Source organism: Actinomycetospora endophytica (assembly GCF_021026375.1).
In the GTDB taxonomy this organism is placed as follows: domain Bacteria; phylum Actinomycetota; class Actinomycetes; order Mycobacteriales; family Pseudonocardiaceae; genus Actinomycetospora; species Actinomycetospora endophytica.
The window spans coordinates 841,914-866,678 of record NZ_JAJNDB010000001.1; the positions used below are offsets into that span (position 1 = coordinate 841,914).

Annotated in this window: 25 protein-coding genes, 3 tRNA genes and 2 pseudogenes; 7 read left to right on the forward strand and 23 right to left on the reverse strand. The window is 71.8% G+C overall.

The window, feature by feature from the left end; translation table 11 throughout:
- Positions 1-195: 195 nt before the first annotated feature.
- The 13 genes and pseudogenes from LQ327_RS04045 to LQ327_RS04105 all read right to left on the reverse strand — a co-directional run.
- A pseudogene (locus tag LQ327_RS04045) lies at positions 196-1,143 on the reverse strand (MCE family protein); the annotation flags it as partial.
- Positions 1,140-2,189: an MCE family protein gene (locus LQ327_RS04050; RefSeq protein WP_230730251.1), complete on the reverse strand. Its 1,050-nt coding sequence runs from the start codon at positions 2,187-2,189 to the stop codon at positions 1,140-1,142. The gene LQ327_RS04050 and the pseudogene LQ327_RS04045, both read right to left, overlap by 4 nt.
- On the reverse strand, positions 2,186-3,661 hold the full coding sequence (locus LQ327_RS04055; RefSeq protein WP_230730252.1) for an MCE family protein: 1,476 nt from the start codon (positions 3,659-3,661) through the stop codon (positions 2,186-2,188). The genes LQ327_RS04050 and LQ327_RS04055 overlap by 4 nt, the downstream gene beginning before the upstream one ends.
- Positions 3,658-4,497: an MlaE family ABC transporter permease gene (locus LQ327_RS04060; protein WP_230730253.1), complete on the reverse strand. Its 840-nt coding sequence runs from the start codon at positions 4,495-4,497 to the stop codon at positions 3,658-3,660. The genes LQ327_RS04055 and LQ327_RS04060 overlap by 4 nt, the downstream gene beginning before the upstream one ends.
- Positions 4,498-4,568: 71 nt before the next feature.
- On the reverse strand, positions 4,569-5,363 hold the full coding sequence (locus tag LQ327_RS04065) for an MlaE family ABC transporter permease (RefSeq protein WP_230730254.1): 795 nt from the start codon (positions 5,361-5,363) through the stop codon (positions 4,569-4,571).
- A 446-nt stretch (positions 5,364-5,809) separates the two neighbouring features.
- A pseudogene (locus tag LQ327_RS04070) lies at positions 5,810-6,865 on the reverse strand (ABC transporter ATP-binding protein); the annotation flags it as partial.
- 346 nt (positions 6,866-7,211) lie between these two features.
- Positions 7,212-7,601: a 50S ribosomal protein L7/L12 gene (rplL, locus tag LQ327_RS04075; protein ID WP_230730255.1), complete on the reverse strand. Its 390-nt coding sequence runs from the start codon at positions 7,599-7,601 to the stop codon at positions 7,212-7,214.
- Between the two features lie 85 nt (positions 7,602-7,686).
- On the reverse strand, positions 7,687-8,316 hold the full coding sequence (gene rplJ, locus LQ327_RS04080; RefSeq protein WP_230730256.1) for a 50S ribosomal protein L10: 630 nt from the start codon (positions 8,314-8,316) through the stop codon (positions 7,687-7,689).
- 358 nt (positions 8,317-8,674) lie between these two features.
- Positions 8,675-9,388 (reverse strand): 50S ribosomal protein L1, encoded by a 714-nt coding sequence (gene rplA / locus LQ327_RS04085; protein ID WP_230730257.1) that lies wholly within the window; start codon positions 9,386-9,388, stop codon positions 8,675-8,677.
- A gap of 79 nt (positions 9,389-9,467) precedes the next feature.
- The gene (gene rplK, locus LQ327_RS04090; RefSeq protein ID WP_230730258.1) at positions 9,468-9,902 is read right to left on the reverse strand and encodes a 50S ribosomal protein L11; all 435 of its coding nucleotides are present in this window, start codon (positions 9,900-9,902) and stop codon (positions 9,468-9,470) included.
- 110 nt (positions 9,903-10,012) lie between these two features.
- Complete coding sequence (nusG, locus tag LQ327_RS04095; protein ID WP_269069457.1) at positions 10,013-10,960, reverse strand: transcription termination/antitermination protein NusG; 948 nt, start codon at positions 10,958-10,960, stop codon at positions 10,013-10,015.
- Positions 10,961-11,127: 167 nt separating this feature from the next.
- Positions 11,128-11,514 (reverse strand): preprotein translocase subunit SecE, encoded by a 387-nt coding sequence (secE, locus tag LQ327_RS04100; RefSeq protein WP_230730260.1) that lies wholly within the window; start codon positions 11,512-11,514, stop codon positions 11,128-11,130.
- Positions 11,515-11,575: 61 nt separating this feature from the next.
- Positions 11,576-11,648, reverse strand: a tRNA-Trp gene (locus LQ327_RS04105).
- Positions 11,649-11,873: 225 nt separating this feature from the next.
- Between LQ327_RS04105 and LQ327_RS04110 the strand changes: the two genes are divergently transcribed.
- Together LQ327_RS04110 and LQ327_RS04115 are read left to right on the forward strand one after the other, a co-directional pair.
- Positions 11,874-13,124, forward strand: a complete 1,251-nt coding sequence (locus tag LQ327_RS04110; RefSeq protein WP_230730261.1) for a pyridoxal phosphate-dependent aminotransferase — start codon at positions 11,874-11,876, stop codon at positions 13,122-13,124.
- Between the two features lie 124 nt (positions 13,125-13,248).
- Positions 13,249-14,094 (forward strand): SGNH/GDSL hydrolase family protein, encoded by an 846-nt coding sequence (locus LQ327_RS04115; protein ID WP_230730262.1) that lies wholly within the window; start codon positions 13,249-13,251, stop codon positions 14,092-14,094.
- A 51-nt stretch (positions 14,095-14,145) separates the two neighbouring features.
- On the opposite strand, the gene LQ327_RS04120 is transcribed toward LQ327_RS04115, so the two are convergent.
- The 6 genes from LQ327_RS04120 to LQ327_RS04145 form a co-directional block, all read right to left on the reverse strand.
- Positions 14,146-14,568: a MaoC family dehydratase gene (locus tag LQ327_RS04120; RefSeq protein WP_230730263.1), complete on the reverse strand. Its 423-nt coding sequence runs from the start codon at positions 14,566-14,568 to the stop codon at positions 14,146-14,148.
- Positions 14,565-15,014 (reverse strand): MaoC family dehydratase N-terminal domain-containing protein, encoded by a 450-nt coding sequence (locus tag LQ327_RS04125; RefSeq protein ID WP_230730264.1) that lies wholly within the window; start codon positions 15,012-15,014, stop codon positions 14,565-14,567. The genes LQ327_RS04120 and LQ327_RS04125 overlap by 4 nt, the downstream gene beginning before the upstream one ends.
- Positions 15,015-15,032: 18 nt before the next feature.
- On the reverse strand, positions 15,033-15,197 hold the full coding sequence (gene rpmG / locus LQ327_RS04130) for a 50S ribosomal protein L33 (protein ID WP_230730265.1): 165 nt from the start codon (positions 15,195-15,197) through the stop codon (positions 15,033-15,035).
- A gap of 40 nt (positions 15,198-15,237) precedes the next feature.
- Positions 15,238-15,313, reverse strand: a tRNA-Met gene (locus tag LQ327_RS04135).
- A gap of 78 nt (positions 15,314-15,391) precedes the next feature.
- A tRNA-Thr gene (locus LQ327_RS04140) sits at positions 15,392-15,464 on the reverse strand.
- A gap of 15 nt (positions 15,465-15,479) precedes the next feature.
- Positions 15,480-17,555: a putative bifunctional diguanylate cyclase/phosphodiesterase gene (locus LQ327_RS04145; RefSeq protein ID WP_230730266.1), complete on the reverse strand. Its 2,076-nt coding sequence runs from the start codon at positions 17,553-17,555 to the stop codon at positions 15,480-15,482.
- Positions 17,556-17,883: 328 nt separating this feature from the next.
- On the opposite strand from LQ327_RS04145, the gene LQ327_RS04150 reads away from it, so the two are divergent.
- A complete protein-coding gene (locus LQ327_RS04150; RefSeq protein ID WP_269069131.1) occupies positions 17,884-19,227 on the forward strand; it encodes a competence/damage-inducible protein A in 1,344 nt (447 codons plus the stop codon).
- Between the two features lie 6 nt (positions 19,228-19,233).
- Here the strand turns inward: LQ327_RS04150 and LQ327_RS04155 are convergent, their stop codons facing one another.
- The gene (locus LQ327_RS04155; RefSeq protein WP_230730267.1) at positions 19,234-19,401 is read right to left on the reverse strand and encodes a hypothetical protein; all 168 of its coding nucleotides are present in this window, start codon (positions 19,399-19,401) and stop codon (positions 19,234-19,236) included.
- Between the two features lie 162 nt (positions 19,402-19,563).
- On the opposite strand from LQ327_RS04155, the gene LQ327_RS04160 reads away from it, so the two are divergent.
- Positions 19,564-20,415, forward strand: a complete 852-nt coding sequence (locus tag LQ327_RS04160; RefSeq protein WP_230730268.1) for an alpha/beta fold hydrolase — start codon at positions 19,564-19,566, stop codon at positions 20,413-20,415.
- Between the two features lie 50 nt (positions 20,416-20,465).
- Positions 20,466-21,035, forward strand: coding sequence for a TetR/AcrR family transcriptional regulator (locus tag LQ327_RS04165; protein ID WP_230730269.1), 570 nt, complete (start codon positions 20,466-20,468; stop codon positions 21,033-21,035).
- Positions 21,036-21,038: 3 nt separating this feature from the next.
- On the opposite strand, the gene LQ327_RS04170 is transcribed toward LQ327_RS04165, so the two are convergent.
- Complete coding sequence (locus LQ327_RS04170; protein ID WP_230730270.1) at positions 21,039-22,319, reverse strand: cytochrome P450; 1,281 nt, start codon at positions 22,317-22,319, stop codon at positions 21,039-21,041.
- A gap of 56 nt (positions 22,320-22,375) precedes the next feature.
- Positions 22,376-22,567, reverse strand: coding sequence for a ferredoxin (locus LQ327_RS04175; RefSeq protein ID WP_230730271.1), 192 nt, complete (start codon positions 22,565-22,567; stop codon positions 22,376-22,378).
- A gap of 313 nt (positions 22,568-22,880) precedes the next feature.
- On the opposite strand from LQ327_RS04175, the gene LQ327_RS04180 reads away from it, so the two are divergent.
- Both LQ327_RS04180 and LQ327_RS04185 read left to right on the forward strand, forming a co-directional pair.
- Complete coding sequence (locus LQ327_RS04180; RefSeq protein ID WP_230730272.1) at positions 22,881-23,324, forward strand: hypothetical protein; 444 nt, start codon at positions 22,881-22,883, stop codon at positions 23,322-23,324.
- Positions 23,325-23,452: 128 nt separating this feature from the next.
- Positions 23,453-24,154, forward strand: a complete 702-nt coding sequence (locus tag LQ327_RS04185) for a TetR/AcrR family transcriptional regulator (protein ID WP_230730273.1) — start codon at positions 23,453-23,455, stop codon at positions 24,152-24,154.
- 229 nt (positions 24,155-24,383) lie between these two features.
- Here the strand turns inward: LQ327_RS04185 and LQ327_RS04190 are convergent, their stop codons facing one another.
- On the reverse strand, positions 24,384-24,689 hold the full coding sequence (locus LQ327_RS04190) for a hypothetical protein (RefSeq protein ID WP_230730274.1): 306 nt from the start codon (positions 24,687-24,689) through the stop codon (positions 24,384-24,386).
- Positions 24,690-24,765: the final 76 nt, after the last annotated feature.

A 24,765-nucleotide genomic window follows, 5' to 3' on the forward strand; every position in this document is an offset into this window, starting at 1 on the left:
CGGATTGATCAGCGGGACGCCGTTCGGGAACAGCTGGTTGAGGTTGATCCCCGCCGCCTGACCGGCCTGGAGCAGCGGCTGCCCGAGCCCGGTGACGGCGTTGTTGACCAGCGCCGGCGAGGGCGCCAGGTTCCCGAGCAGCGACTGCGCGAAGCCGAGCTGGTTCTGCGTGTCGTTCGGGATGCAGGCCGAGTCCGCCGGCGGGTCGAGGTTGCAGATGTAGGCGTCGAACCAGCGGCCGTTGCCCACCACGTTCGCGAACACCCGCACGAACGGCGCGAACGCCTTGATGCCGTTCTCGAGGTTCGCCGAGTTGGCCTGCAGCGTCGTGAGGACGCCGTTGAGCTTGTCGAGGGCCGGGCCGAGCGTCGCCCGGTTGTCGGCGACGAGCCCGCGGAGCTGGTCGGACAGCGCGATCGTGCCGTTGAGCAGGTCGTCGATCGCGGCCTTGCGGCTGCGCAGCTCACCGAGCAGCAGGTTGCCGTTCTGGATGAGCGTCTGGATGTCGCCGTCACGCGCCGCGAGCACCTGCGTCGTGGCCCGGGTGTTCGCGAGCAGGTGGGCGAGCTCCTGGTCGCGCGAGGAGATCGTCCGGGAGAGCCGCGAGAGCCCGTCCAGCGCCGGACGGATCGGCCCGGACGCCCCGTTGAGGGTCTGCGAGAGCGTGTTGAGGCTCTCGCCGAGCTGGTCGGTGTTGAGCGACTCGGTCGTCGTCGTGAGCTGGGAGAACGCGTCGATGACGTCGAACGGTGCGGTGGTCCGGTCCCGCGGGATCGAGACGTCCGGGTCCAGCGGCTGCCCGCCGGCGGGCTCGAGCGCGATGTACTTCTGCCCGAGCAGCGTCTTGATCTCGATGGACGCCCGCGTCTGGTCCCCGATCCAGGCGTCGGGCGCCTTGAACGAGACGACCACGTCGTTGCCGTCGAGCCGGATGTCGGTGACGGTCCCGACCCGGATGCCGGCGACGCGGACGTCGTCGTCGGGCTGCACGCCCGCGGCCTCGGCGAACCGGGCGGTGTAGGTCGCCCCCTGCCCGATGAGGGGCAGGTCGCGGATGTTCAGCGACGCCAGGGTCAGCGCGACGAGCACCAGGATGCTCACCGCGCCGATGACGATGGGGTTCCGTTTCCGGAACGGCTTCATCCTCCGCATCGGTACCCCGTACCCGGCACCGGGATCGACCCCGAGATCGGCGGGATCGGCAGCTGGACCGGCCCCGGCAGCGTCGGGTCGATCGTGACCCCCGCCTGGCACAGGTAGAAGTTGAACCAGGACCCGTAGCTACCGGCCCGCCCGAAGTTGTTGGCCTTCTGCGGGATGTTCCGCAAGGCGTTCTCCACGAGGCCTCGGTTGCGGTTGAGGATGTCCGACTCCTGCCCGATCTTGACGATGTCGTCGGCCAGCGGCGGACGCGCCTGCTGCAGGAAGCCCGCCGTGACGTTGGTGAGGTCGGCGATGGGCTGCAGCGAGGAGCCGATCGACACCCGGTCCTGCGCGAGCCCGGTGACGAGCTGCTGCAGCGACACGATCAGACCCGAGAGCTTGTCGTCGCGGGCGTTGACGGTGTCGAGGGTGGTGTTGAGGTTGTTGATGACGTCACCGATGACGGCGTCGCGGTCGGCGATCGTGGACGTCAGCGACGCGGTGCTCGCGAGCAGCTGGTTGATGTTCCCGCCCTCGCCCTGGAGCACCTGGATGATCTCGAACGACAGCTTGTTGACGTCGTCCGGACTCAGCGCCTGGAACAGCGGCTTGAACCCGTTGAAGACCGTGGTGAGGTTCAGCGGGGGCTGGGTCTGCGTGACCGGGATCGTCGCCCCCGGCTGCAGGTAGGAGTTCATCGGCCCGTTGCCGCGCTGGACGTCGAGGTACCGCTGCCCGACGAGGTTCTGGTACTTGATCGCGAACTGCGCGCCCGTCGGGAGCTTGCGGTCCGAATCGACGGTGAACGAGACCTCGGCGACGGAGCGGTCGACGACCTGCACGTCGCTGACCTCTCCGACGCGGACACCCGCGATGCGCACGTCGCTGCCCGAGATGAGCCCGGACGCGTCGGTGAAGCGCGCCTTGTAGGTCTCCGTCGACCCGAAGAACTGGTTCTGGATCGTCGCGAGCAGCAGCAGCACCGACAGCACGGTGACCAGCGCGAAGATGATCAGCTTGATCAGCGGGGAGGCGACGCCCTTCATGAGATCGCCACCGTGGTGCCGCGCATCGTCGCGGCCGTCAGATACGGGGCGAAGGACGGCACCTGCGAGGCGGGCACGCCCATCTGCATCCCGGTCAGCGTCGTCACGAGCGAGCGCTCCTCCGGCGAGTTCGGGGTGTTGGGCAGCCCGAGGTTCGCGGCGTCGATCTTCCCCGCGCCCTGTCCCTGCGTCTGGCTGCCGGTCCCGGTGTCGGTCTGCGTCGACGTGCCGCTCGAGCCGGGGTTCTGCGAGTTCGCCCCGCGCTGCGCCGCGTTCGAGTTGGTCGGCGTCGACTGCTGGTCGGTGGCCGCGGCTCCGCCGTTCGCGGCGTAGCCCTGGGTCGTGGCCCGCGACGCCGGCGGCGCCGCCGACCCGTCGGCGAAGGGGCCGCCGGGCGGGTACTGCGGGGCCTGGCCGTTGATGATGTAGCAGCGCGGCCCGCGCTTGTCCTGGTAGGCCGGGGAGTCGGCGGGCGTGTACTTGCCGCGGTCGATGGTGAGCTCGGCGGCGATCTGGATGCCCGTCGTCGGCTTGAGGACGTCGTTGATCTTCGGCGTGAGGTCCGTGAGCTGCTGGAGCAGGCAGGGGAACTCGGGGCTGTAGCGCGCCAGCAGGTCGAGCACCGGCCGCGACGTCGCCGCCAGGTTGATGATGTTGTCGCGGTTCGCGGCCAGGAAGTCGGTCGTCACGTTCGACGCCGAGGTCACCGACCGGAACGTCGACTCGAACGCCGCCCGCTGCTGGACCAGCGTCCGGCTCGTCGTGACGAGGTTGTCGAGCGCGCCGATCAGGTCGGGCGAGGCCGCGTTGTAGATGTCCGCGGTCGGCGAGAGCCGGTTGATCACCGCGGTGAGGTCGGGCAGCGACGGGTTGACGCCCTCGAGGTACTGGTTGAGCTGCACCAGGGTGTTCCCGAACTGCTCACCCCGCCCGGAGAGCGCCTGGGAGATCGCCCCGAGCGTGTCCGAGAGCTTCTGCGGCTGCACCGCGGTCAGCACCGGGAGCAGGTTGTTGAGCACCTGCTCGGTCTCGGTGGCGTTCTGCGACCGGTCCTCGCTGATGAAGTCGCCGTCGGCCAGCCGGCGCGCCGTCGGGTTCGGAGGCACGGTCAGCGACACGTAGCGCTCGCCGAACAGCGTCTTCGGGATGAGCATCGCGGTGACGTTGCTCGGGATCGCCGACAGCGCGTCGGGGTCCATGGCCATCTGGATGGTGGCCTTCTGCCCGTCCGACTCGACCGACTTGATCTCGCCGACGATCACGCCGCGGATCTTCACGTCGCCCTGCTTCGAGAGCTGGTTGCCGACGGTGTCGGTCTGCAGCGTCACGATGTCGACCGACTTGAAGACCTTGTTGAAGTTCAGGAGACACACGGTCACCACGAGGACCATGATCAGCAGCAGCGCGAGGCCGTACATCCGCCGCCGGGTGGACGACAGCGGTGGCCGGAGGTCTTTCGCGGGCGCGGTCATCCGGCGATCCGGATCGTCGTGGTGGTGCCCCAGATGGCCAGCGTCAGCAGGTTGTCCAGGACGGTGAAGACGACGATCGAGTTCCGCACCGCGTTGCCCACGGCCACACCGACCCCGGCGGGGCCGCCGCCGGCGTTGTAGCCGTAGTAGCAGTGGATCAGGATGATCGCGAAGGCGAAGACCAGCACCTTCGCGAACGAGTACACGACGTCCGTCGGCGGCAGGAACAGGTTGAAGTAGTGGTCGTAGGTCCCTGACGACTGCGTGTAGAAGTTCGTCACCAGCAGTCGCGAGGCCAGGTACGAGGCGACCAGGCCGATGACGTAGAGCGGGATGACCGCGATGAAGCCGGCGATCACCCGCGACGTCACCAGGAACGGCAGCGAGGGCACGGCCATGACCTCGAGCGCGTCGATCTCCTCCGAGACCCGCTGGGCGCCGAGCTGGGCGGTGAAGCCCGCGCCCACCGTCGCCGACAGCGCGAGCGCCCCGACGAGGGGCGCCACCTCACGGGTGTTGAAGTACGCCGTCACGAACCCGGCGAACGCCGAGGTGCCGATCTGGTTCAGCGCCGAGTAGCTCTGCAGGCCGACGACGGAGCCGGTGAAGAAGGTCAGCGTCGCGACGATGACGACCGTGCCGCCGATGACCGCGAGCGCGCCGGACCCGAAGGCCACCTCGGTGAGCAGTCGGAGCACCTCGCGCTTGTAGCGGCGCATCGTGCGGGGGATCCAGCGGATCGTCTTCGCGTAGAAGGCGGCCTGGTCGCCCATGGTGTCGAGCAGCCCGAGGGGCGCGTCGACGAGCGAGCGCGCGCGTCGGGTGATCACTGCCATCGTTGTGTGTCTCCGGCCCTGTGGGGAGCGAGCAGGGGAGGGAACTGCGCGGTCAGCGGCTCTTCGGCCACCTAGAACTTGCTCGGGGGGACGAGGTTCAGGTACACGGCCGTCACGATCACGTTGATCGCGAACAGCAGGACGAACGTGATGACCACGGCCTCGTTGACCGCGTCCCCCACGCCCTTCGGGCCGCCCTTGGGGTTCAGCCCCCGGTAGGCCGCGACGACTCCGGCCGCGAGGCCGAACAGCAGCGCCTTGACGAAGCCCACGACGAGGTCGGTCGGCTTCGACAGGGCGGAGAAGCCCTGCACGTAGGCACCGGGCGTCACTCCTTGGAGCACGACGTTGAAGTAGTAGCCACCAGCAACGCCCACGATCGAGACGAGTCCGAACAGCAGCGACGAGACGAGCATCGCCGCGAGGACGCGCGGGACGACGAGGCGCTGGATGGGGTTGATGCCCAGCACCTCCATCGCGTCGATCTCCTCACGGATGGTGCGGGCACCGAGGTCCGCGCAGATCGCGGAGCCACCGGCGCCCGCGACGAGGAGCGCGCAGATGACGGGGGCCGCCTGCTGGATGACGGCCAGGGTGCTCGCCGCGCCGGAGAACGACTGGGCGCCGAACTGCCGGATCAGCGACCCCAGCTGTAGTGAGATGACCGAGCCGAAGGAGATCGAGACCAGCGCCGCGGGGAGGATGCAGACCCGCGAGACGAACCAGCACTGCTCGATGAACTCCTTGGTCTGGAACGGCCGCTGGAAGATGCTGACGAAGATGTCCAGACCGAGCGCGAAGAGCTTGCCGGTCGCGGTGAGCGCTCCCGCGCCCGGGAAGCGGCCGGCGGCGACGCGAGAGGTCACGAGTCCTCGCTCCGGCGGAAGAGCCGTCGCAGGCCGCCGTGCTCCTGCTGCCCCCCGGCGGCGCCCGGGGCCTCCGACTGCGTCTGCTGCTCGGAGGGGGCCTGGCCTCCCTGGTCGCCGGCCACCGGAATCTGCTCGGTGTGCTGGTCCGAGGTGTCGGTGTCGGGCTCGGTCGACGAGGTACCGGAGACACCGGTCTTCTCGTCATCGCTCTTGGTGTGCTCGCCGGCCTGCGGGAGCACCACCGTGCCCCCGGCGTACTCGTCGACCGGCACCCCGACCAGCGGCTCGTCCGACTCCGGCGGGGCCGGGGGCTGGTTGCGGGCCTCTTGGTCGCCGTCGGGGTCGCCCGAGCCCGCACGCCCACCGGACTCCGACGGCGAACCCTCGACCATCGACTCGGTCTGGTTCTCCTCCATCGCCTGGTGGCCGAACGGGTCGGCGTCGGAGGGCGGGCTGTTCCGGGTGACCTCGATCAGCTGGGTCCGGTCCTGGTCCCGCGAGACGCCGTAGCGCTGCATGTCCTCCTCGGTCAACGACTCGAGGATGGCCGTCTGGGCCTTCTCCGGGAGGGTGTGCAGGGTCTGCATCACCCGGTCCTTGCGCCGCTGGACCGCCTTGCGCTCACCGATGCCCTCGGTCGGGTTGATCTGCGGGTCGATGAACGACTCCTCGGATTCCGCCGATCCGCCCTGCTTCTTCAGCTCGGCCATCTCGGCCTCCATCTGGGCGGAGTCCTTCTCCTCCGACATCCCGATGGGACCGATTCGACGGCCCTGCAGGAACTGCTGGACCACCGGCTCCTCACTGGTCAGCAGCACCTCGCGGGGGCCGAACATCACCAGGTTGCGGCGGAAGAGCATCCCGATGTTGTCCGGCATCGACCGGGCGGTGCCGAGGTGGTGGGTCACCACCATGATCGTGGCGTCGAGCTGGGTGTTGAGGTCGACCAGCAGCTGGTTGAGGTAGGCGGTGCGCACCGGGTCGAGCCCGGAGTCCGGCTCGTCGACCAGGATGATCTCCGGGTCCAGCACCAGCGCCCGCGCCAGCCCGGCGCGCTTCTTCATCCCGCCCGAGATCTCACCGGGCAGCTTGTCCTCGGCACCGGAGAGCCCGACCAGATCGAGCTTCTCCATCACGATGTTCTTGACTTCGGACTCGCCCTTGCGGGTGTGCTCGCGCAGCGGGAACGCGATGTTGTCGAAGATGTTCATCGACCCGAACAGCGCACCGTCCTGGAACAGCACCCCGAACAGCTTGCGGATCTCGTAGAGCTTCGACTCCGAGCACCGCACCAGGTCGGTGTCGTGGATGAAGATCGAACCCTTCTCCGGCTTCAGCAGCCCGATGATCGACTTCAGCAGCACCGACTTGCCGGTCCCCGACGGGCCCAGCAGCACGCTGATCTCCCCCGCCGGCAGCGTCAACGTCACGTCGGACCAGATGTTCGAACTGCCGAACGACTTCGAGAGGTTCTTGATCCCGACCTCGACGCCTGCCATGTGAAATCCTCCCGGCCTGGTGTCCGACCTCGCCGCGACGAGCAGACCGCAGCTCGGCGTCGCGCTGTGCGCCGCACGGTGACGCAACCCCCCGGCGAGTCGGCCATCACAGCGTCAACGACAGGTGCGCGGCGAGGTTACTGGACGGGCAACTCCAGTCACCCACTGAGTCCTCCTCCCTCGGCCGACCGCCACCCGGAGCACGCGATCTCGCACCCGGAGGGCTGTTCGTGCTGGTCCGAACGGCTCAGGAACGACGAGAGGGCGGGGTCCCGACGGGACCCCGCCCTCTCGTGGCGGTGGGAGAGCCCGTACCCCCTCGGGGGTACGGGCCGACCTGAGGAACTCAGGTCAGGTTGATCTTCGCGCCGGCCTCTTCGAGCTTCGCCTTGGCGGCCTCGGCGGCCTCCTTGTTGACGCCCTCGAGGAGCGGCTTCGGGGCGCTCTCGACGAGCTCCTTGGCCTCCTTGAGGCCCAGGCCCGAGACGACCTCACGGACGACCTTGATGACCTGGATCTTCTTGTCGCCCGCGGACTCGAGGACGACGTTGAACTCGTCCTTCTCCTCCTCGACCGGAGCGGCGGCGCCGCCGGCGGCGGGGGCGGCCGCAGCGGCGACCGGGGCCGCGGCGGTGACCTCGAAGGTGTCCTCGAACTTCTTCACGAACTCCGAGAGCTCGAGCAGCGTCATGTCCTTGAAGGCGTCGAGCAGCTCGTCGGTGGACAGCTTCGCCATGGTGTGGCGTTCCTTCCTGCGTGGGTGGTGGGCGGGTCGACGACGCGCCCGGGGGCCGGAGCCGGTGGGTGACCGGCCCCGTGGATCAGGACTGGGCGTCCTCGGTGGACTCTGTCGACTCCGCGGCCTCGGTGGCCTCGGTGGACCCGGTGGCCTCGGTCGCCTCGGCGGCGGCCTCGCCGCCACCCTCGTTCTGGCGCTTGTCCTGCAGGGCCGCCGCGAGGCGGGCGATCTGCTGGGCGGGCGCGTTGAACAGGCCCGCGGCCTTGGCGAGGTTGCCCTTCATGGCGCCGGCGAGCTTGCCCAGCAGGACCTCGCGGGAGTCCAGGTCGGCCAGCTGGTCGACCTCGGTGGCGGAGAGCGCGCGGCCCTCCATGTAGCCACCCTTGACCACGAGCGCCTTGTTGTCCTTCTGGAACTCGCGGATCGCCTTGGCGGCGTCGACGGGCTCCCCGGACACGAACGCGATCGCGGTCGGCCCGACGAGCAGCTCGTCGAGGCCCTCCACGCCGGCATCGGCGGCAGCCAGCTTGACCAGGGTGTTCTTCGCGACGGTGTAGTTGACCTCGGAACCCAGCGAGCGCCGCAGCTGCGTGATCTGCTTCATCGACAGGCCCCGGTACTCGGTGACGACCATGGCCGAGGCGTCGCGGAACTCCGCGGTGATCTCGGCGACGGCGGCCACCTTCTCGGCGGCCGGTGCACGTTCGGCCATCCGCGCCTCCTTTCCTCACTCGGGCGTTGGTGTTCCGCGCGGTCACGCCGGTGAGGGCGCCCCGGGGACGACCGGGGCACGAAAAAGCCCCGTGCGCAGGCGCACGGGGCTGGTGATGTCGCGGCGGGCCGATCGGCCCGCACACATCGCTGCCTCGTCCTCCTGCGCGGGTCGTCCCGTGAGGGACCTTCGCCCTCCCGGGCGGGCCCGGGAGGAGACCAGCGGTCTCGGGTGGAACTCGGTGACGATCCCGGTGGGCCTGACGACCCTCCGGACGTGTCCTGACCAGGATACGCGACGGCCCGGACCACCCCTCACTGCGGGGTGGCCCGGGCCGGTCGGCGCGCGGGGGTGGACCTCAGGCGTTGTCGGCCGTGGTGAGGTTCCGGGTCCGGCTCGGGTCCACCGGGATGCCGGGGCCCATCGTGGTCGTCACGGTGATCTTCTTGACGTAGCGGCCCTTGGCCGCGGCCGGCTTGGCGCGGAGGATCTCGTCGAGGGCCGCCCCGTAGTTCTCGACGAGCTTCTCGGCGTCGAAGCTGGCCTTGCCGATCACCAGGTGGAGGTTCGCCTGCTTGTCGACGCGGAAGTTGACCTTGCCGCCCTTGATGTCCGAGACCGCACGGGACACGTCCGGAGTGACCGTGCCGGTCTTCGGGTTGGGCATGAGGCCGCGCGGGCCGAGGATGCGGGCGACCCGCCCGACCTTCGCCATCTGGTCCGGCGCGGCGACGGCCGCGTCGAACTCGAGCCAGCCGCCCTGGATGCGCTCGATGAGGTCGTCCGAGCCGACGACGTCGGCGCCGGCGTTCTCCGCCTCGGTGGCCTTGTCGCCGGTGGCGAAGACGATCACGCGGGCGGTCTTGCCGGTGCCGTGCGGGAGGTTGATGGTGCCGCGCACCATCTGGTCGGCCTTGCGGGGGTCGACGCCGAGACGCATGGCGACCTCGACCGTCGCGTCCATCTTCGTCGTCGCCGTCTTCTTGGCGAGCTCGACGGCCTCGAGGGGCGCGTACAGCGCGTCCTCGTCGACCAGCTCGGCGGCCTGGCGGTAGGCCTTGCTGCGCTTCATGTGCTGTCCTTCGTTCGTTCGCGGATCAGGTGTGGTGACGGGCGGCGCTCGCCCTCCCACGGCACTCCGGCGAGTGGTCTCAGCCGGAGACGGTCAGGCCCATCGACCGGGCGGTCCCGGCGATGATCTTCGCGGCCTGGTCGATGTCGGTGGCGTTGAGGTCGGCCATCTTGGTCTGGGCGATATCACGCAGCTGCGCGTCGGTCACCGAGCCGACCTTCTTGGAGTGCGGAGTCGCGCTCCCCGACGGAATGCCCGCGGCCGCGAGCAGCAGCTTGGCTGCCGGCGGCGTCTTGAGCTTGAAGTCGAAGGAGCGGTCCTCGAAGATCGAGATCTCGACCGGCACGACCTGACCACGCTGCGCCTCGGTGGCGGCGTTGTAGGCCTTGCAGAACTCCATGATGTTGACGCCGTGCTGACCCAGCGCGGGGCCGACCGGCGGCGCGGGCGTCGCAGCGCCCGCCTTGATCTGCAGCTTGACGACTGCGGACAGTCGCCTCTTCTTCGGGGGCATCCCTACAGTTCCTCACTCATCATTCGGGGCGACCGGTCGCGTCCGGACCGCGGACCGGCGTCGCCCCCGGCGCCGGGTTCCAGCGCCGGGGGACGTTGTGGTGTTCCCGCTCAGATCTTCGAGACCTGGTTGAACCCCAGCTCGACCGGCGTCTCGCGGCCGAAGATGGAGACCAGGACCTTGACCTTCTGGGCGTCGACGTTGACCTCGGAGATGCTCGCCGGGAGCGTCGCGAACGGACCGTCCATGACGGTGACCGACTCGCCGACCTCGAAGTCGACCTCGACCGGCGACGGCGTGCCGGCGGCCGCGGTCTCGGCCCCCTTCTCCGCGCCCTTCGCCTTCTTCGGCGCCTCCTGCCGCGGGAGCAGGAACTTCACGACCTCGTCGAGCGTCAGCGGCGAGGGCCGCGACGTCGCACCGACGAAGCCGGTGACGCCGGGGGTGTTGCGCACCGCGCTCCACGAGGCGTCGTTGAGGTCCATCCGCACCAGGATGTAGCCGGGCAGCACCTTGCGCTGGACCTGCTTGCGCTGGCCGTTCTTGATCTCGGTGACCTCTTCGGTGGGCACCTCGACCTGGAAGATGAAGTCCTCGACGTCGAGCGTCTGCACGCGCGTCTCGAGGTTCGTCTTCACCTTGTTCTCGTAGCCGGCGTAGGAGTGCACGACGTACCAGTCGCCGGGCGCCAGGCGCATGGAGTCCTTGAGGGCCTGCACCGGGTCCTCGGGCTCGTCCTCGTCCGCCACCTCGTCGGCGGCGGCCTCCTCGGCAGCGACCTCCTCGACGGCGGGCTCCTCGACCGCGGCACCCTCCGCCCCGACGGCGGACTCGTCGGCCTCCGTCACGGCCTGCTCCGGCGCCGAGGTGTCGTCGTCGGACGTCCCGCCCAGGGCGGCGCGCGCGGTGGCCAGGTCCGCCTCCGGGTCCACCTCGGGGGCGTCGTCGTCGTCCTCGTCCGCGTCCTCGCGCGCCTTGGCGGCGGCCTGCGCCACCTGGGCGTCGTCGAGGGTGGCCGGCGCCTCCTCGGTGCTGAGGTCGGAGCCCTCGCGCACCATCACGCCGCGCGTGCGGGACTCCGAGACGAGCTCGGGCTCGCCGTCGTTCCCGTGCTCGCCTACTTCTCCGGAGGTCACTTCTCGTCTCACTTCCTTCGGGTGCGCGGCCCTCCCGCGCGGTGGTGCCGGCCGGCGTGGTTTCCGGCCGGGACCGGTCGGGACGCGGGTCAGCCGAACAGGGCGAAGGTGAGCTTCTGGAACCCGACGTCCAGCAGCCCGACCAGCGTGACCATGAACGCGACGAACACCAGGACGACCACCGTGTAGACGACGATCTGGCGCCGCGTCGGCCAGTGGACCTTGCGCAGCTCCGCGACGACCTCGCGCAGGAACCGCTGCAGGCGGGCGATCGCCGAGCCCTCGGACGCGTTCGAGCGACCGTCGCGCGACGGCGTGGGGGCGCCCTTGTCCCCGCGCGTCGGGACGACCCGGGTGGTGCCGCCCGTCTCGTCCGCCGCCCCGCGGCGACGTCGGCCGGCCGCGGTGACGGGGCGGGAGGGGTCGTCGGCGCCGTCGGCGCCGGGGCGACGTCGCCCGCCCGTGTCCTCGCTCACTGTTCCGTCCTCACCCCGGCTCGTCCGGTCATCGTGTCCGCGCCGCGGGCGGCCCGGAATGCAGGGGCGACAGGACTTGAACCTGCAACCTGCGGTTTTGGAGACCGCTGCTCTGCCAATTGAGCTACGCCCCTGTGGCGACCCGTCGGGGGCCGCCCGGACGGCGGAGTTCCCGCACGGCGCGCGCCCACCGGAGCGCACGCACGCCGAAACCGAGGACCCGTCGTCCCGAGCGTCGATCCTACGGCACCCCCGCCGCGGACCCTCGCCCCGGCCCTCTCGTCCCCGGCACGGTCCCCCGCACGGACGGCGGAATCACCTCGCTGTCGGGGGGAGGGCGTCTGCCAGAATCCGGAGCCATGACCGCTGTCACGTCCTCCGGGTCCTCGGATCTCGCCAACGCCGCCACCGATCGCCGCATCTCCGCGCGCATCGGGGGCATCGCGGAATCGGCGACGCTCGCGGTGGACGCGAAGGCGAAGGCGCTCAAGGCGGCGGGCCGGCCGGTCATCGGTTTCGGCGCGGGGGAACCGGACTTCCCGACCCCGCAGCCGGTCGTCGACGCCGCCGTCGCCGCCTGCACCGACGCGAAGAACCACCGGTACTCCCCCGCGGGCGGGCTCCCCGAGCTGCGCGAGGCCGTCGCCGCCAAGACGCTGCGCGACTCCGGCTGGCAGGTGAAGCCCTCGCAGGTGCTCATCACCAACGGCGGCAAGCAGGCCGTGTTCGAGGCCTTCGCGACGATCGTCGACCCCGGCGACGAGGTGCTGCTCCCGGCGCCGTTCTGGACCACCTACCCCGAGGCCGCGCGCATGGCCGGGGGCGACCCGGTGCAGGTCGACACCGACGCCTCCACCGGCTTCCTGCCGACCGTCGAGGCCCTCGAGGCCGCCCGCACCCCCCGCACCAAGGTGCTGCTGTGGTGCTCGCCGTCGAACCCGACCGGGGCCGTCGCCCCGCGCGAGCTCGTCGAGGCCATCGGGCGCTGGGCCGCCGAGCACGGCATCTGGGTGATCGCCGACGAGATCTACGAGCACCTCGTCTACGACGGCGCCGAGCACGTCTCGATGCCGGTCGCGGTCCCCGAGATCGCCGACCGCTGCATCGTCGTCAACGGCGTCGCGAAGACCTACGCGATGACCGGCTGGCGGGTCGGCTGGCTCATCGGGCCCGAGGACGTCGTCAAGGCGGCCGCGAACATGCAGTCGCACCTGACGTCGAACGTCTGCAACGTCGCGCAGCGCGCCGCGCTCGCGGCGGTGACCGGGTCGCTGGACGCCGTCGACGAGATGCGGGCCGCCTTCGACCGCCGTCGTCGCACGATCGTCGAGATGCTCTCGGCGATCGACGGCGTCGAGTGCCCGACGCCCCGCGGCGCCTTCTACGCCTACGCCGACGTCCGGGGACTGCTCGGACGTGAGCTGCGCGGCGCGCGCCCGCAGACGTCGGTGGACCTGGCCGCGGCGATCCTCGAGCACGCCGAGGTCGCCGTGGTGCCCGGCGAGGCCTTCGGGACGCCGGGCTACTTCCGGTTGTCCTACGCCCTCGGCGACGACGACCTGCGTACCGGAGTCAGCCGGATGGCCGACCTCCTGGCCGAGATGTCCTGACCCACCACCACGCCGGCGACCGGGGGCGAGCCCGGTCGGCCAGGCCGACCTGTGATCATCACGGCGAGAGGACGACGTGGGCGGCGGGGATCGAGTGCGACGGTCGTGGGTGGCATGCCTGATCGTGGGTGTGCTGGTGGCGGCAGGTGCCGGTGTGGCGGCGGCGAACCCGGGCGGGGCGAGCAATTCCCCCTACGTGGCGCTGGGTGACTCCTACACGGCGTCCCCCCTGACCGGCACGAGCGCCGGTCCGCCACCGGGGTGCTTCCGCTCGGTGAACAACTACCCGCACCTGACGGCGGCCGCGCTGGGCGCGAACCTCACCGACGCCAGCTGCTCCGGGGCCACGACCAAGGAGTTCTCCGCGGCGCAGCAGACCGACGCGGGGACCAACCCGGCGCAGTACTCGGCGCTCGCGAAGGACACGAAGCTCGTCACGGTCGGGATCGGCGGCAACGACATCGGGTTCTCCGACATCGTGAAGTCCTGCCTGAGCGCGACGCCGTTCGGCTCGCCCTGCAAGGACCGTTACACCAAGGGCGGTACGGACCAGCTCCGGCAGCGCATCGACGCCCTCGCCGGCAAGTACGCGTCGGTGCTCAAGGAGGTCCACCGCCGCTCCCCGGACGCCCGGGTGGCGCTGGTCGGCTACCCCTCGGTGCTCCCGGCGACCGGCCCCGGCTGCTTCCCGGCGGTGCCCATCAGCCCCGGGGACATCGCCTACCTGCGCGGCATCCTCGCCGACCTGAACACCCGTATCCAGCGCAGCGCCGACGCGGGCGACGCGACGTTCGTGGACACCTACACCTCGACCGTCGGGCACGACATCTGCCAGGTGCCGGGGACGAAGTGGATCGAGGGCCTCATCCCGACCGCGCCCGCCGCGCCGGTGCACCCCAACGCGCAGGGGTCGGCCGCCCTGTCCCGCGCCGTGGTGGCGACGCTGGGCGGTTCGGCGGCCGCCTCATAGGTGCGCTGCGCGCTTGTGAGCACTAATTGACGCTATGGCGTCAATCAGTGCTCACGTGCGCGGAGCGCACCTCGCGAGAGCCTTGCCGAGGACGCCCTTGCCGTCGGGACCGGTCGCGGTGACGGCGAGGGTGACGGTGCCGTCGTCGTCGACCGCCTTCACCGTCGCGCCGAACTCGACCGAGGCACCCTCGTCGTCGTCCGGGACCACGACGGGTCGCGTGAAGCGGGTGGAGAAGGAACGGACCGCGGCGGGGTCGCCCGCCCAGTCCGCCACGAACTGCGCCGCGAGGGCCATCGTCAGCATGCCGTGGGCGATGACGCCGGGCAGGCCCACGTCGACCGCGGTGCGCTCGTTCCAGTGGATGGGGTTGAGGTCCCCGGAGGCGCCGGCGTAGCGCACCAGGTCGGCGCGGGTCACCGGGACGGTGCGGCCGGGGATCTCGTCCCCGACGGCGACCTCGGGCAGGCTCACGTGGCCTCCCCCGCGCGGCCGACCAGCGTCGAGGTGCAGACCAGCACCGTCTCCCCGTCGGGGTCGGTGACGTCGCAGCGGAAGGTGACGACGTCGTTGCCCGCGAGTTCGCGGATGTCGTCGACGCTCACGACGGTGGTGAGCACGTCACCGGCCACCACCGGACGGTGCAACTCGAACGACTGGTCGCGGTGCACGACGCGGGTGAAGTCCAGGCCCAGGGCCGGATCGTCCACGACCTCGCGCGTCGCCTCCCACGTGAACACCACCGGGAAGGTCGGCGACGCGATCACGCCGGGGTGCCCGGCCGCCCGCGCGGCGTCCTCGTCGGTGTGCACGGGGTCGGTCGCGCCGACCGCCCGGGCGAACTCACGGATCTTCTCCCGGCCGACCGTGTAGGTGCGGGGCGGCCAGCTGCGTCCGACGAACGAGGCGTCGAGCGGCACGGCGGTGTGCGACCCGGCTCAGCGCGTCTCGCGGTGACCGCGGTGGCAGCCGCAGTGCGAGCAGAACTTCTTCAGCGTGAGCCGGTCGGGGTCGTTCCGCCGGTTCTTCTTGGTGATGTAGTTGCGGTTCTTGCACTCCTCGCACGCGAGCGTGATCTTGGGGCGCACATCGGTCGCGGCCATGGGGAGTGTCCTTTCGGTACTACGACGTCGCGTCTCTAGTTGGTAGCGGTGGCCGGACTTGAACCGGCGACACAACGATTATGAGCCGTTTGCTCTGCCACCTGAGCTACACCGCCACGGTGTTGCCGGGAGCCGGCGGGCCGACCCTCGACATGCCGAAACCGGCGGGTCGACCCGCCGGTCTGCTGGCACCGAGCCCCTTTACGGAATCGAACCGTAGACCTTCTCCTTACCATGGAGACGCTCTGCCGACTGAGCTAAAGGGGCCAGTCTTCCCGCCGGTCAGGCGGCTCCGGAACTCTCCGGCGCTGTCCCCGCGGGCGGCACCCAGCGTACACAGGGCCCGTCCGGCCCGGGGGTGGCACCCCCCTCGCGCACCAGGGAGTCCAGCCACTGGTCGAGGTGCCCGGCGGACAGCGGCCGGGACACCAGATAGCCCTGGGCGACGTCGCAGCCCATCTCCGCCAGGGCGACGCGCACGGCGCCGTCCTCGACGCCCTCGGCGACGACGGTGAGCCCCAGCGTGTGGCCCATCTCGACGATCGCGCGGACCACCGCGGCGTCGCCGGCCTCGGTCCCCATCCCGAGGACGAAGCTCTTGTCGATCTTCACCTGGTCGACCGGGAGGCGGCGCAGGTGCGCCAGCGAGGACTGCCCGGTGCCGAAGTCGTCCACGGCCAGCCGGCACCCCATGACGCTGAGCCGGCGCAGCGCGGGCATCGCGTGCTCGCGCTCCGCCGAGACGCCGCTCTCGGTGACCTCGAGGGTGAGCAGTTCCGGGGGCACCCCGTGGCGGGCGAGGGCCTCGGCCACCGACGGCGGGAACGAGTCGTCGAGCGCCCCCGCGGACACGTTGACCGCGACCGAGAGCCGCAGCCCCCGGTCCAGCCACCGGCGGGCGGCGGCCACCGCCTCGTCGAGCACGAAGAGAGTGAGGCCCGTGATCTGCCCGGTGGCCTCGAGCACCGGGACGAACTCGTCGGGCAGCAGGGCCCCGAGCTCCGGGTGATCCCACCGGGCGAGCGCCTCGACGCCGAGGACGGTGCGCGCCTCCAGGGAGACGGTCGGCTGGTAGTGCACGGTCAGGCTGCCGTCGGCGATCGCGTCGGCGAACCCGCGGATCAGGGCGAGCCGACGGTCGGCCCGTTCGCCCATGCTCGGCTCGTAGCAGCGGACGGGGCCGCCCCCGAGGCGCGCGGCGGACAGCGCGATGTCGGCCCGGGCGAGCAGGCGGGAGGCGACCGCCGCGCCGTCGACCTCGGCGGCGAGCGTGGGCGTGCCGGCGATCGCGACGCCGACCAGCACGGGCGCCTCGAACGGGACGCCCTCGACGACGAAGGGCCGGACGAGCTGCTCACGCATCTCCTCGGCGCTCGCGTGGGCGGTCGGACCGTCGACGCCCGCGACGACGACCGCATAGGTGTCGCCCTCCAGCCGGGCCGCCAGACGCGCGCCGGGAGCCACCTCGGCGGCGCGGTCGCTGGCACAGACCGCGGCGAGCCGCCGGGCGGCCAGGGCCACGAACTCCTCGCCGCGGGCGTGGCCGAGGGTGTCGTTGACCTGGTCGAGCAGGCCGAAGGAGACCGTGGCGATCGCGCCCGAGCCGCCCTGGACCTGCTCGGCGGCGGCCTGGAGGAACCCGGGCCGGTTCAGCAGCGTGGTCAGCGGGTCGCGGTGGGCGTCACGGCGCAGGCGGGCCTCGAGGCGGCTGTTCTCCACCTCGGCACCCACCTGGCGGGCGACGGTGGCGAGCAGCGCCAGCTCGCCGCGCACGAGCGAGCGCGTCGGGCCCCGCCAGCGCTGGGCGCCGGCCCGCGAGGGGTCGTGCACCTCGACCACGCCGTGCCGGGAGCGCACCACCTCGGGGACCGCGCCCGCCTCGGCGACCTCGCGCACCTCCGGCGCGGCCACCGGCGCGACGAGGACCTCGGTCGCGTCCCGGGTGACCATCCAGTCCCGGACGACCGCCGGAGCCGTCCGCCGGTGCCAGCGCGACGCGCCGCGACCGGGCCGGAACGCCTCGGCGGGGGCGACGGGACCGTCGAGACCGGCCTCCGGCTCCCCTGCCCGTTCCACCAGCGGACCGACGGCGACGACGACCCGCCGCGCTCCGTAGCGCAGGCGGAGCGCCTCGGCGATCTCCCGGGCCGACGCCCGTCCGTCGTCGGTCCGGCGCTGCGCGGCATGGGTCGCGATCGAGGACCCGACGACGCCGAGCGTCCGCAGGTCCCGGGACCGACGCCTCCGGGCGGTGCGCACCAGCGCCACGACGACGACGGCGACGCCCACCGCGAGGACCACCGCAGCGAGGGCACCCGTGGCCGCGCTCACGAGTCGGCGGCGGGCTGCGCGTGGCACGGACGATCCACGGACGCCTCCTCCCGCCTCACCCCGCGATGCTGGCGATTGTCAGTCATCCGATCGGGTACGAGATCACTCTACGCAAGAATCCTGACGGTGACAGTTGGCGTGCTGTCGCTCATATGGCCCAACATTGACGGCGATACCCGACATTTTCGATCGTGCTGTTACAGAGCGTCGGAACTGACAGCACGGTCTCGTCGGGTCCCGCCCCGTCGGGACACCGCCCGGGTGATCGCGCACGACCACGGCGGCCCTGGTGGGATGGTCGACGGTGGAGGTCCGGCTCCGGTGGGCGGGGGTCGGCGCGGCGGAGGAGGAACCCATGTCCCTGGACCCGGCACGCCCGGCGGCGGGCAGCGGCGACGGCGGGCCGGCCCCGGGAGCCGGCGCGCCGACCGCCGGCATCGTCGCCACCGGCAGCGAGCTGCTCGCGGGCCGGGTGCGCGATGCGAACGGGCCGTGGATCGCCGAGCGCCTGGGCGAGCTCGGGATCGACGTCACCCAGATCCTCCTCGTCGGCGACCGGCCCGACCAGATGGCCTCGGCGCTGCGCTTCCTCGCCGCCTCGGGCGTCGACCTCGTCGTCACCAGCGGCGGCCTCGGTCCGACGGCGGACGACCTCACCGCCGCCGTCGTCGCCGACATGACCGGACGCCCGCTCGAGCTCGACGAGCACATGGAGAAGGTGGTCGGCGACATCATCGCGAAGTTCGCCGACCGGCTGCGCTGGGACGCCGACGCGCTCGCCGAGGCCAACCGCAAGCAGGCGCTCGTCCCCCGCGGCGCGACGGCGATCCGGCCCGCGGGCACCGCGCCGGGCCTGGCGGTCCCGCCCGGCGACGGGTTCGCGCCCACCGTGCTCGTCCTCCCCGGACCGCCCCGAGAGGTACGGGCCATGTGGGACGACGCCCTGGCGAGCGGGCCGGTGCGCGCGGTGCTGGAACGCACCGCGCCGTTCGCCGAGACCCACCTGCGGCTCTTCGGCGTCCCCGAGTCCGACATCGCCGCGACCCTGCGGACGGTCGGCGAGCACACCGACCTCGGGCCGCTCGAGATCACGACGTGCCTGCGGGACTTCACCCTCGAGGTCGACCTGCGCCGCCGTCCCGACGACGCGGCCGCCCTCGCCGCCCACGACGCCGTCGTCGCCGAGATCGACGCCCGCCACGGCCGGGCGGTGTTCTCCCGGACCGGCGAGACCATCGACGAGATCGTGTTCCGCCTGCTCCAGGGGCGGACCATCGCCACCGCCGAGTCCTGCACCGGCGGCCTGCTGGCCGGACGACTGACCGCGCCGGCCGGGGCCTCCGGCCACGTGCAGGGCGGCATCGTGTCGTACTCGAACGAGGCCAAGGAGCACCTGCTCGGCGTCGGCCACGATCTGCTCGAGGCCCACGGCGCGGTCTCCCCGGAGGCGGTGCACGCCATGGCCGGCGGCGCGCTGGAGCGGTTCGGGGTCGACGTCGCGGTCGCGATCAGCGGCGTCGCGGGGCCCGGCGGCGGGACGGCGGAGAAGCCGGTCGGCTACGTGTGCTTCTCGGTGCGGACCGCCGACGGCCGGGAGATCACCCGCGACCCGGTGCTCCCGGGTGAGCGGGGGGACGTCCGGGAGCGCTCGGTCGTCCTCGCCATGCACCTGGTGCGGCGGCTCCTGACCGAGGGATGATCCGCGTCAGGCCGTGAGGCCCCGGAAGAAGCGGATGATCTGGTTGATGCCGTCGCCGATCGCGGCGAGGATCGTGCGCACGGTGGCCGCGGCGTTGTCCGGCTGCGCGATCACGAAGTACAGGACGATCGCGACGACGACCAGGATCAGCACGAGGCGCATGCGCGCAGACATCGGGTCCTTCCCGGTGGCGGCGTGAGAAACCCGGCGGACCCGGGTGGGCACTGACCGTAACGTGATCGTCCCGGCACCTGGAGGCAGGTCCGACATCGTGTCGCGCCCGCGAGCCGTGTCCCCCGTCCGGCCCAGCCCGGCCGGACGGGCAGGATGTCGACCATGACCGGCGAGCGCATGACCGGGTTCACCCGCGGGGCCCTCAGTTTCGACGTCACCGACGGCGGTCCCGTCAACGCGGACGAGACCGTGCTGCTCCTGCACGGCTTCCCGCAGACCTCGCGGAGCTGGGCGCCGGTGGCCGAGCTGCTGCACGGGGCGGGACTGCGCACGCTCGCGCCGGACCAGCGCGGCTACTCCCCCGGCGCGCGCCCGGCCGGCCGGGCGGCCTACCGCGTCGAGCACCTGGTCGACGACGCCGCGGCGCTGATCACCTCGTCCGGCGCCGGATCGGTGCACGTCGTCGGGCACGACTGGGGCGCGGTGGTGGCCTGGGCGCTCGCCGCGCACCGCCCGGACCTGGTGCGCTCGGTCACCGGCGTCTCGGTCCCGCACCCCGCGGCGTTCCTGCGGGGGATGCTGCACGGCCCCCAGCTGCTGCACTCCTGGTACATGGGGGCGTTCCAGCTCCCGTGGCTGCCCGAGACCCTGCTCGGCGACGAGGCCCGGATGGCCGCGATCCTGCGGCGCACCGGGGCGAGCCCGGAGGCCGCACGCCGCGACGCCGCCACCCTCTCCGGGGCGATGACGGGCCCGCTGAACTGGTACCGCGCGCTGCCGCTGGCCGCGCCCGGCTACACCCGGCGTCCCGTCCAGCGTCCGTCGCTCATGGTCTGGAGCGACGGCGACGAGTTCATCACCCGCAGCGCGGTCGACCAGAACCCGCGGTTCGTCCTCGCCCCCTACCGCCTCGAGGTGCTCGGCGGCGTCAGCCACTGGATCCCGGAGGAGGCGCCGGAACGGCTCGCGGAGCTGGTCACGGCCCACGTCGGCGGGGGCCGGCACAACGTATAGTGGGTTACGATCTTGGTCTGAGGACCTCGTCGTCGCCTCGGAGGAGCCGCATGGCACGCACCGCCTCGCCGTCGGACTTCTTCGGTGCCGCGATGCGCCTGCTGGCCGGCCCGGGGCTGCCCGCGCTGCGCATCGGCCGGCTGTGCGGCGAGGTCGGGGTCACCAGCGGCAGCTTCTACCACCACTTCGGCAACTGGGACGGGTTCGTCGCGGCGCTGCTCGACCACTGGGCCACCGAGGAGGTGGACCGCATCCTCGAGCTGGTCCGCCGCGAGCAGGACCCGGTGGAGCGCGTCGAGCTCCTCAAGGGCCTCGCCCTCACCATCCCGCACGACGCCGAGACCGCGATCCGCCGCTGGGCCGGCACCGACGGGGTCGTGGCGGCCGCCCAGCAGCGGGTGGACGACCGCCGGCGCGGGGCCGTCCGCGAGGTCCTCACGCCGCTGATCGCCGACGAGGCGCTCGTCGCGACCCTCGCGGAGGTCGGCCTGAGCCTGCTCGTCGGCCACCAGCAGCTCCACCACGGCGGCCCCGCGGTGGACCTCGCCGCCCAGCTCGACCAGTTCGCGCTGCTCGTGCGCACACACGTCGCCGGGGTGGCGCTCCCCGCCGACGCCTGAGCCCTACCGGTTGAGGCTGATCGGCAGCGAGCGCACCGCGTTGACGAAGTTGCTGGTCAGGCGGGTCGGCTCGCCCACCTCGAAGTCGGGGGCGACGGTCAGCAGGCGGCGCCAGATCTCCCGCAGCTGGGTGCGGGCGAGCATGTTGCCCATGCAGAAGTGCGGCCCGCCGCCCCCGAAGCCCTGATGCGGGTTCGGGTCGCGGGTGACGTCGAAGGACAGCGGGTCGGTGAACACCTCGGCGTCGCGGTTGCCCGACTCGTAGAACATGACGACCTTGTCGCCCGCCGCGATGCGCTGCCCCCCGAGCTCGGTGTCCTGGGTGGCGGTGCGCCGGAAGGTGAGCACCGGGCTCGCCCAGCGCACCATCTCCTCCACCGCGGTCGGCAGCCGTCCGTCGAGGTCGTCGATCAGCCGGCGGCGCTGGTCGCGGAACTCGGTGAGCGCCAGGGACGCGTGGGCGATCGTGTTCCGCGTGGTGTCGTTCCCGGCCACCGAGAGCAGGACGAAGAAGGCGCCGATCTCCTCGTCGGTGAGCTTGTCGCCGTCGACCTCGGCCTGCACCAGGGCGGTCATGAGGTCGTCGCGGGGGTTGTTGCGCCGGTCGTCGGCGGCCTCCAGCCCGGGACCGATGAGCCCGATGAGGGCGTTGTTCATCAGCTCGAGCGGGTTCTCGATGCCGTGCGCGGCCCGGACCTCGGCGTCGTTGCCGCTCACCAGGAGGTCGGCGTTCTCGGCCAGGGCGTCCTGCTGCTCGGTCGGCAGCCCCATCATGTCGTAGATCATCCACATGGGGAGGCGGCGGCAGACGAGCTGCACGAAGTCCCCGTCACCGTGCTCGAGCAGCTCGTCGACGATCATGTCGGCCCGCTCGCTGATCTTGTCCTCGAGTTTCGCGATCCGCTTCGGCGTGAACGCCGAGCCGACGAGCTTGCGCAGCTTCGCGTGCCGCGGCGAGTCCATCGCGAGGAAGGACTGGCTGGCCTCGAGGAGGTCCTCCGGGGCGTCCATGAACTGGACGCCCCGGCCGGAGCAGAAGATCTTCGGGCTCTTCGAGACGGTGGCGATGTCCTCGTGGCGCACGACGGCCCAGAACCCCGGGTCCTCGGGGTTCTCCAGGATCCCCTCGGCCGGGCGGTGCCAGCTCACGGGACGGTCGCCCCGCAGCTGCGCGAACGACTCCTCGCGCTCCGCGGTCGAGCGCGACCAGAAGTCGAGGGACGACAGGTCGACCGGGTCGTGGTCGGGCTTGTCGCTCGTCGCGGTGTCCGCGGTGGTGGTCATCCGTCGCCTCCGGGGCGGGCTCGTCGGGTGCGCACGGGTCTGCGGAGACCCGTCGATCAGTCCTGCAGCGAGAGGGCCTCGGTCGGACAGGCCTCGCAGGCCTGCCGGATCTCGTCCTCCCGACCCTCAGGGACCTCGGTGAGGTGCAGGGTCAGCGACCCGTCGTCCTCCACCTCGAACACGTCCGGCGAGATCGACTCGCACATGCCCAGCCCGCTGCACTTGTCGTAGTCCACGGCGATCCGCATGGTTCCTCGGTCCTCCTCGATCGACGACGACGCCCCGGACCATAACGTGCATTACGCTATGGCGCGAGCCACGTCACGTTGTGACGTAGCTACCCTCCGACGACGGCGGGCACGCGGTGCGACCGGGGTCCCCGGCCGGTGAATCGGTGCACAGGCCCTGCCCGACGACGGGGCCCGGCCCGTAGCGTCACGGGCCACGACCCGACCCCGCGCGAGGTGGCCGATGGCCGACCCGAGAGTGGACCCCCGACGGGCAAGCGCCCGGATGCAACGGCAGCGCGAGGCGCCACGTCGCGAGCGGACGTTCCCGCCGATGATCGAGTACGCGGCGCTCGCCGGGCTGCCCGTCCCGGTCCGGTTCGCGCTCTCGACGGCCGCCCTGCCGCTCGAGGTCGTCGTGACCGGGGTCCGGGTGCTCAAGGACGTCGAGGTCCTTCTCGGCGAGCTCGGCACACAGCTGCGCGCTCTGCGGCCCGCGGTGGAGGCCGTCGGCGAGGCCTACGCGGACGGCTACGTGCCCGTCGTCGACACCATCGGAGACGTGGTCGGCGACGCCGCGGCGGAGACCCGGACCCTCGGCGGCGTCGTCCTCGCCCCGGTGACCGCCGTCCGCGACGTCTTCTTCCCCGTCCCCGACGCGCCCGCCGAGGACGAGCTGCTGCCCGACGACCCGCCGCCGGACCCGGAGCGCGAGTCGCTCCTGAGCTGGGCGCGGCGGCAGTCGGGGGCATGGCTCGGGCCGTTCGGCGACCGCTGAAAATCACCCGCTCGGGTGTACGTCCTGATATCTTGGCCGCTCTCCGAGCCGGGAGGCGCACCGCAGGCGTGTCGAGCAGCGACCGCACCAGCACGACCCGTCCGCAACGGACCCGGGGTCGCGGATCCATGACCGCCGTCGACGGTCGACGCACCCGCTGGGACACCCACCGCGCCGAACGCCGGGCACAGGTCGTCGAGGCCGCCCTCGAGGTGCTCCGGGAGGTCGGCCCCGAGTTCGGCGTGGAGGAGGTCGCCGAGCGCGCGGGCATCACGAAGCCGGTGATCTACCGCCACTTCACCGACCGCGCCGGGCTCGTCCAGGCCATGGGGGAATGGGCGACCGCGAACCTGCTCGACGACTGGGTGCTGCCGGTCATCCACACCGCGGACGCGCCGCGGACGCGCATCCGCGGGGCGATCACCGCGTTCCTGGGCTTCCTCGAGCAGAACCCCAACGTCTACTGGTTGTTCGTCCGGCACGCGCCCGCCGACGGCAGCGACGTCGCGCAGGCGAACAAGGACCTCATCGGCGCCGCGGTCGCCGGGGTGCTGCACGACTTCCTCGCGATCGGCGACGCCGATCCGCGCACGGCCGACGTCTGGGCCCATGGCCTCGTGGGCTTCGTGCAGAACACCGCCGAGTGGTGGCTCGAGCACCGGACGCTCACCCGCGACGAGCTCGCGGACCACCTGACGACGCTGGTGTGGGCGCAGATGGACGGCATCGTGCGCAGCTACGGCATCACCCTCGACCCGGACCGGCCGATCACGCCCGAGGACCTGGCCGAGCACGCCCGCAGTCGGGGCCTGCTGCCACGGGGCAGCTGACCACTGCCGTCCGCTCGGGCCGGAATGGAGAGGCGGCCGGTCCCGCTCCTGAGCGGCTCCCCAGCGCCCAGGAGCGGGACCGGCCAGCGGTAGGGCCACGGGATCGATCCCCCGAGTCCGCCGGTGGCCTGTTGTCAGGAGCGTGCCCGGCCCCTGAGATGGGGAAACACGGTCATGATCGATGGATCGGTTCAGGAACGATCTCCGGCTGGGCGGCACTGCGCTCGCGTCACGGCGCCCCCGGCGGGGTCGACGGACTGTCGCGACCGACGGTGCGGGCCAGGGTCGAGCCGGCGGTGAGGTGCTCGAGGACCGCGTGGAGGTTGTGTCCCGCCTGCGTCGTGGGGGCGGGGTCGAGATCGACCGTGCGGAGCAGGCGGACCATGCCGTCGAGGACGTGGGCGATCTCGCCGGCGAGCGCGGGCTTGGCGTTCTCCGGCAGCTCGCCCTCCGCCCCCTCGGACTCCGACCCCTTCCGCAACGCACTCGCGGCTTCGCGCAGGGCGGTCACGGCCACGGTCTCGGCGTCGGTCATGGGCGGAGACTCTGCTCCTCGCCCCCCGAGAATGGAACGACCCCGGACGATCATCGGACGACGCGGTCCTCGCCCG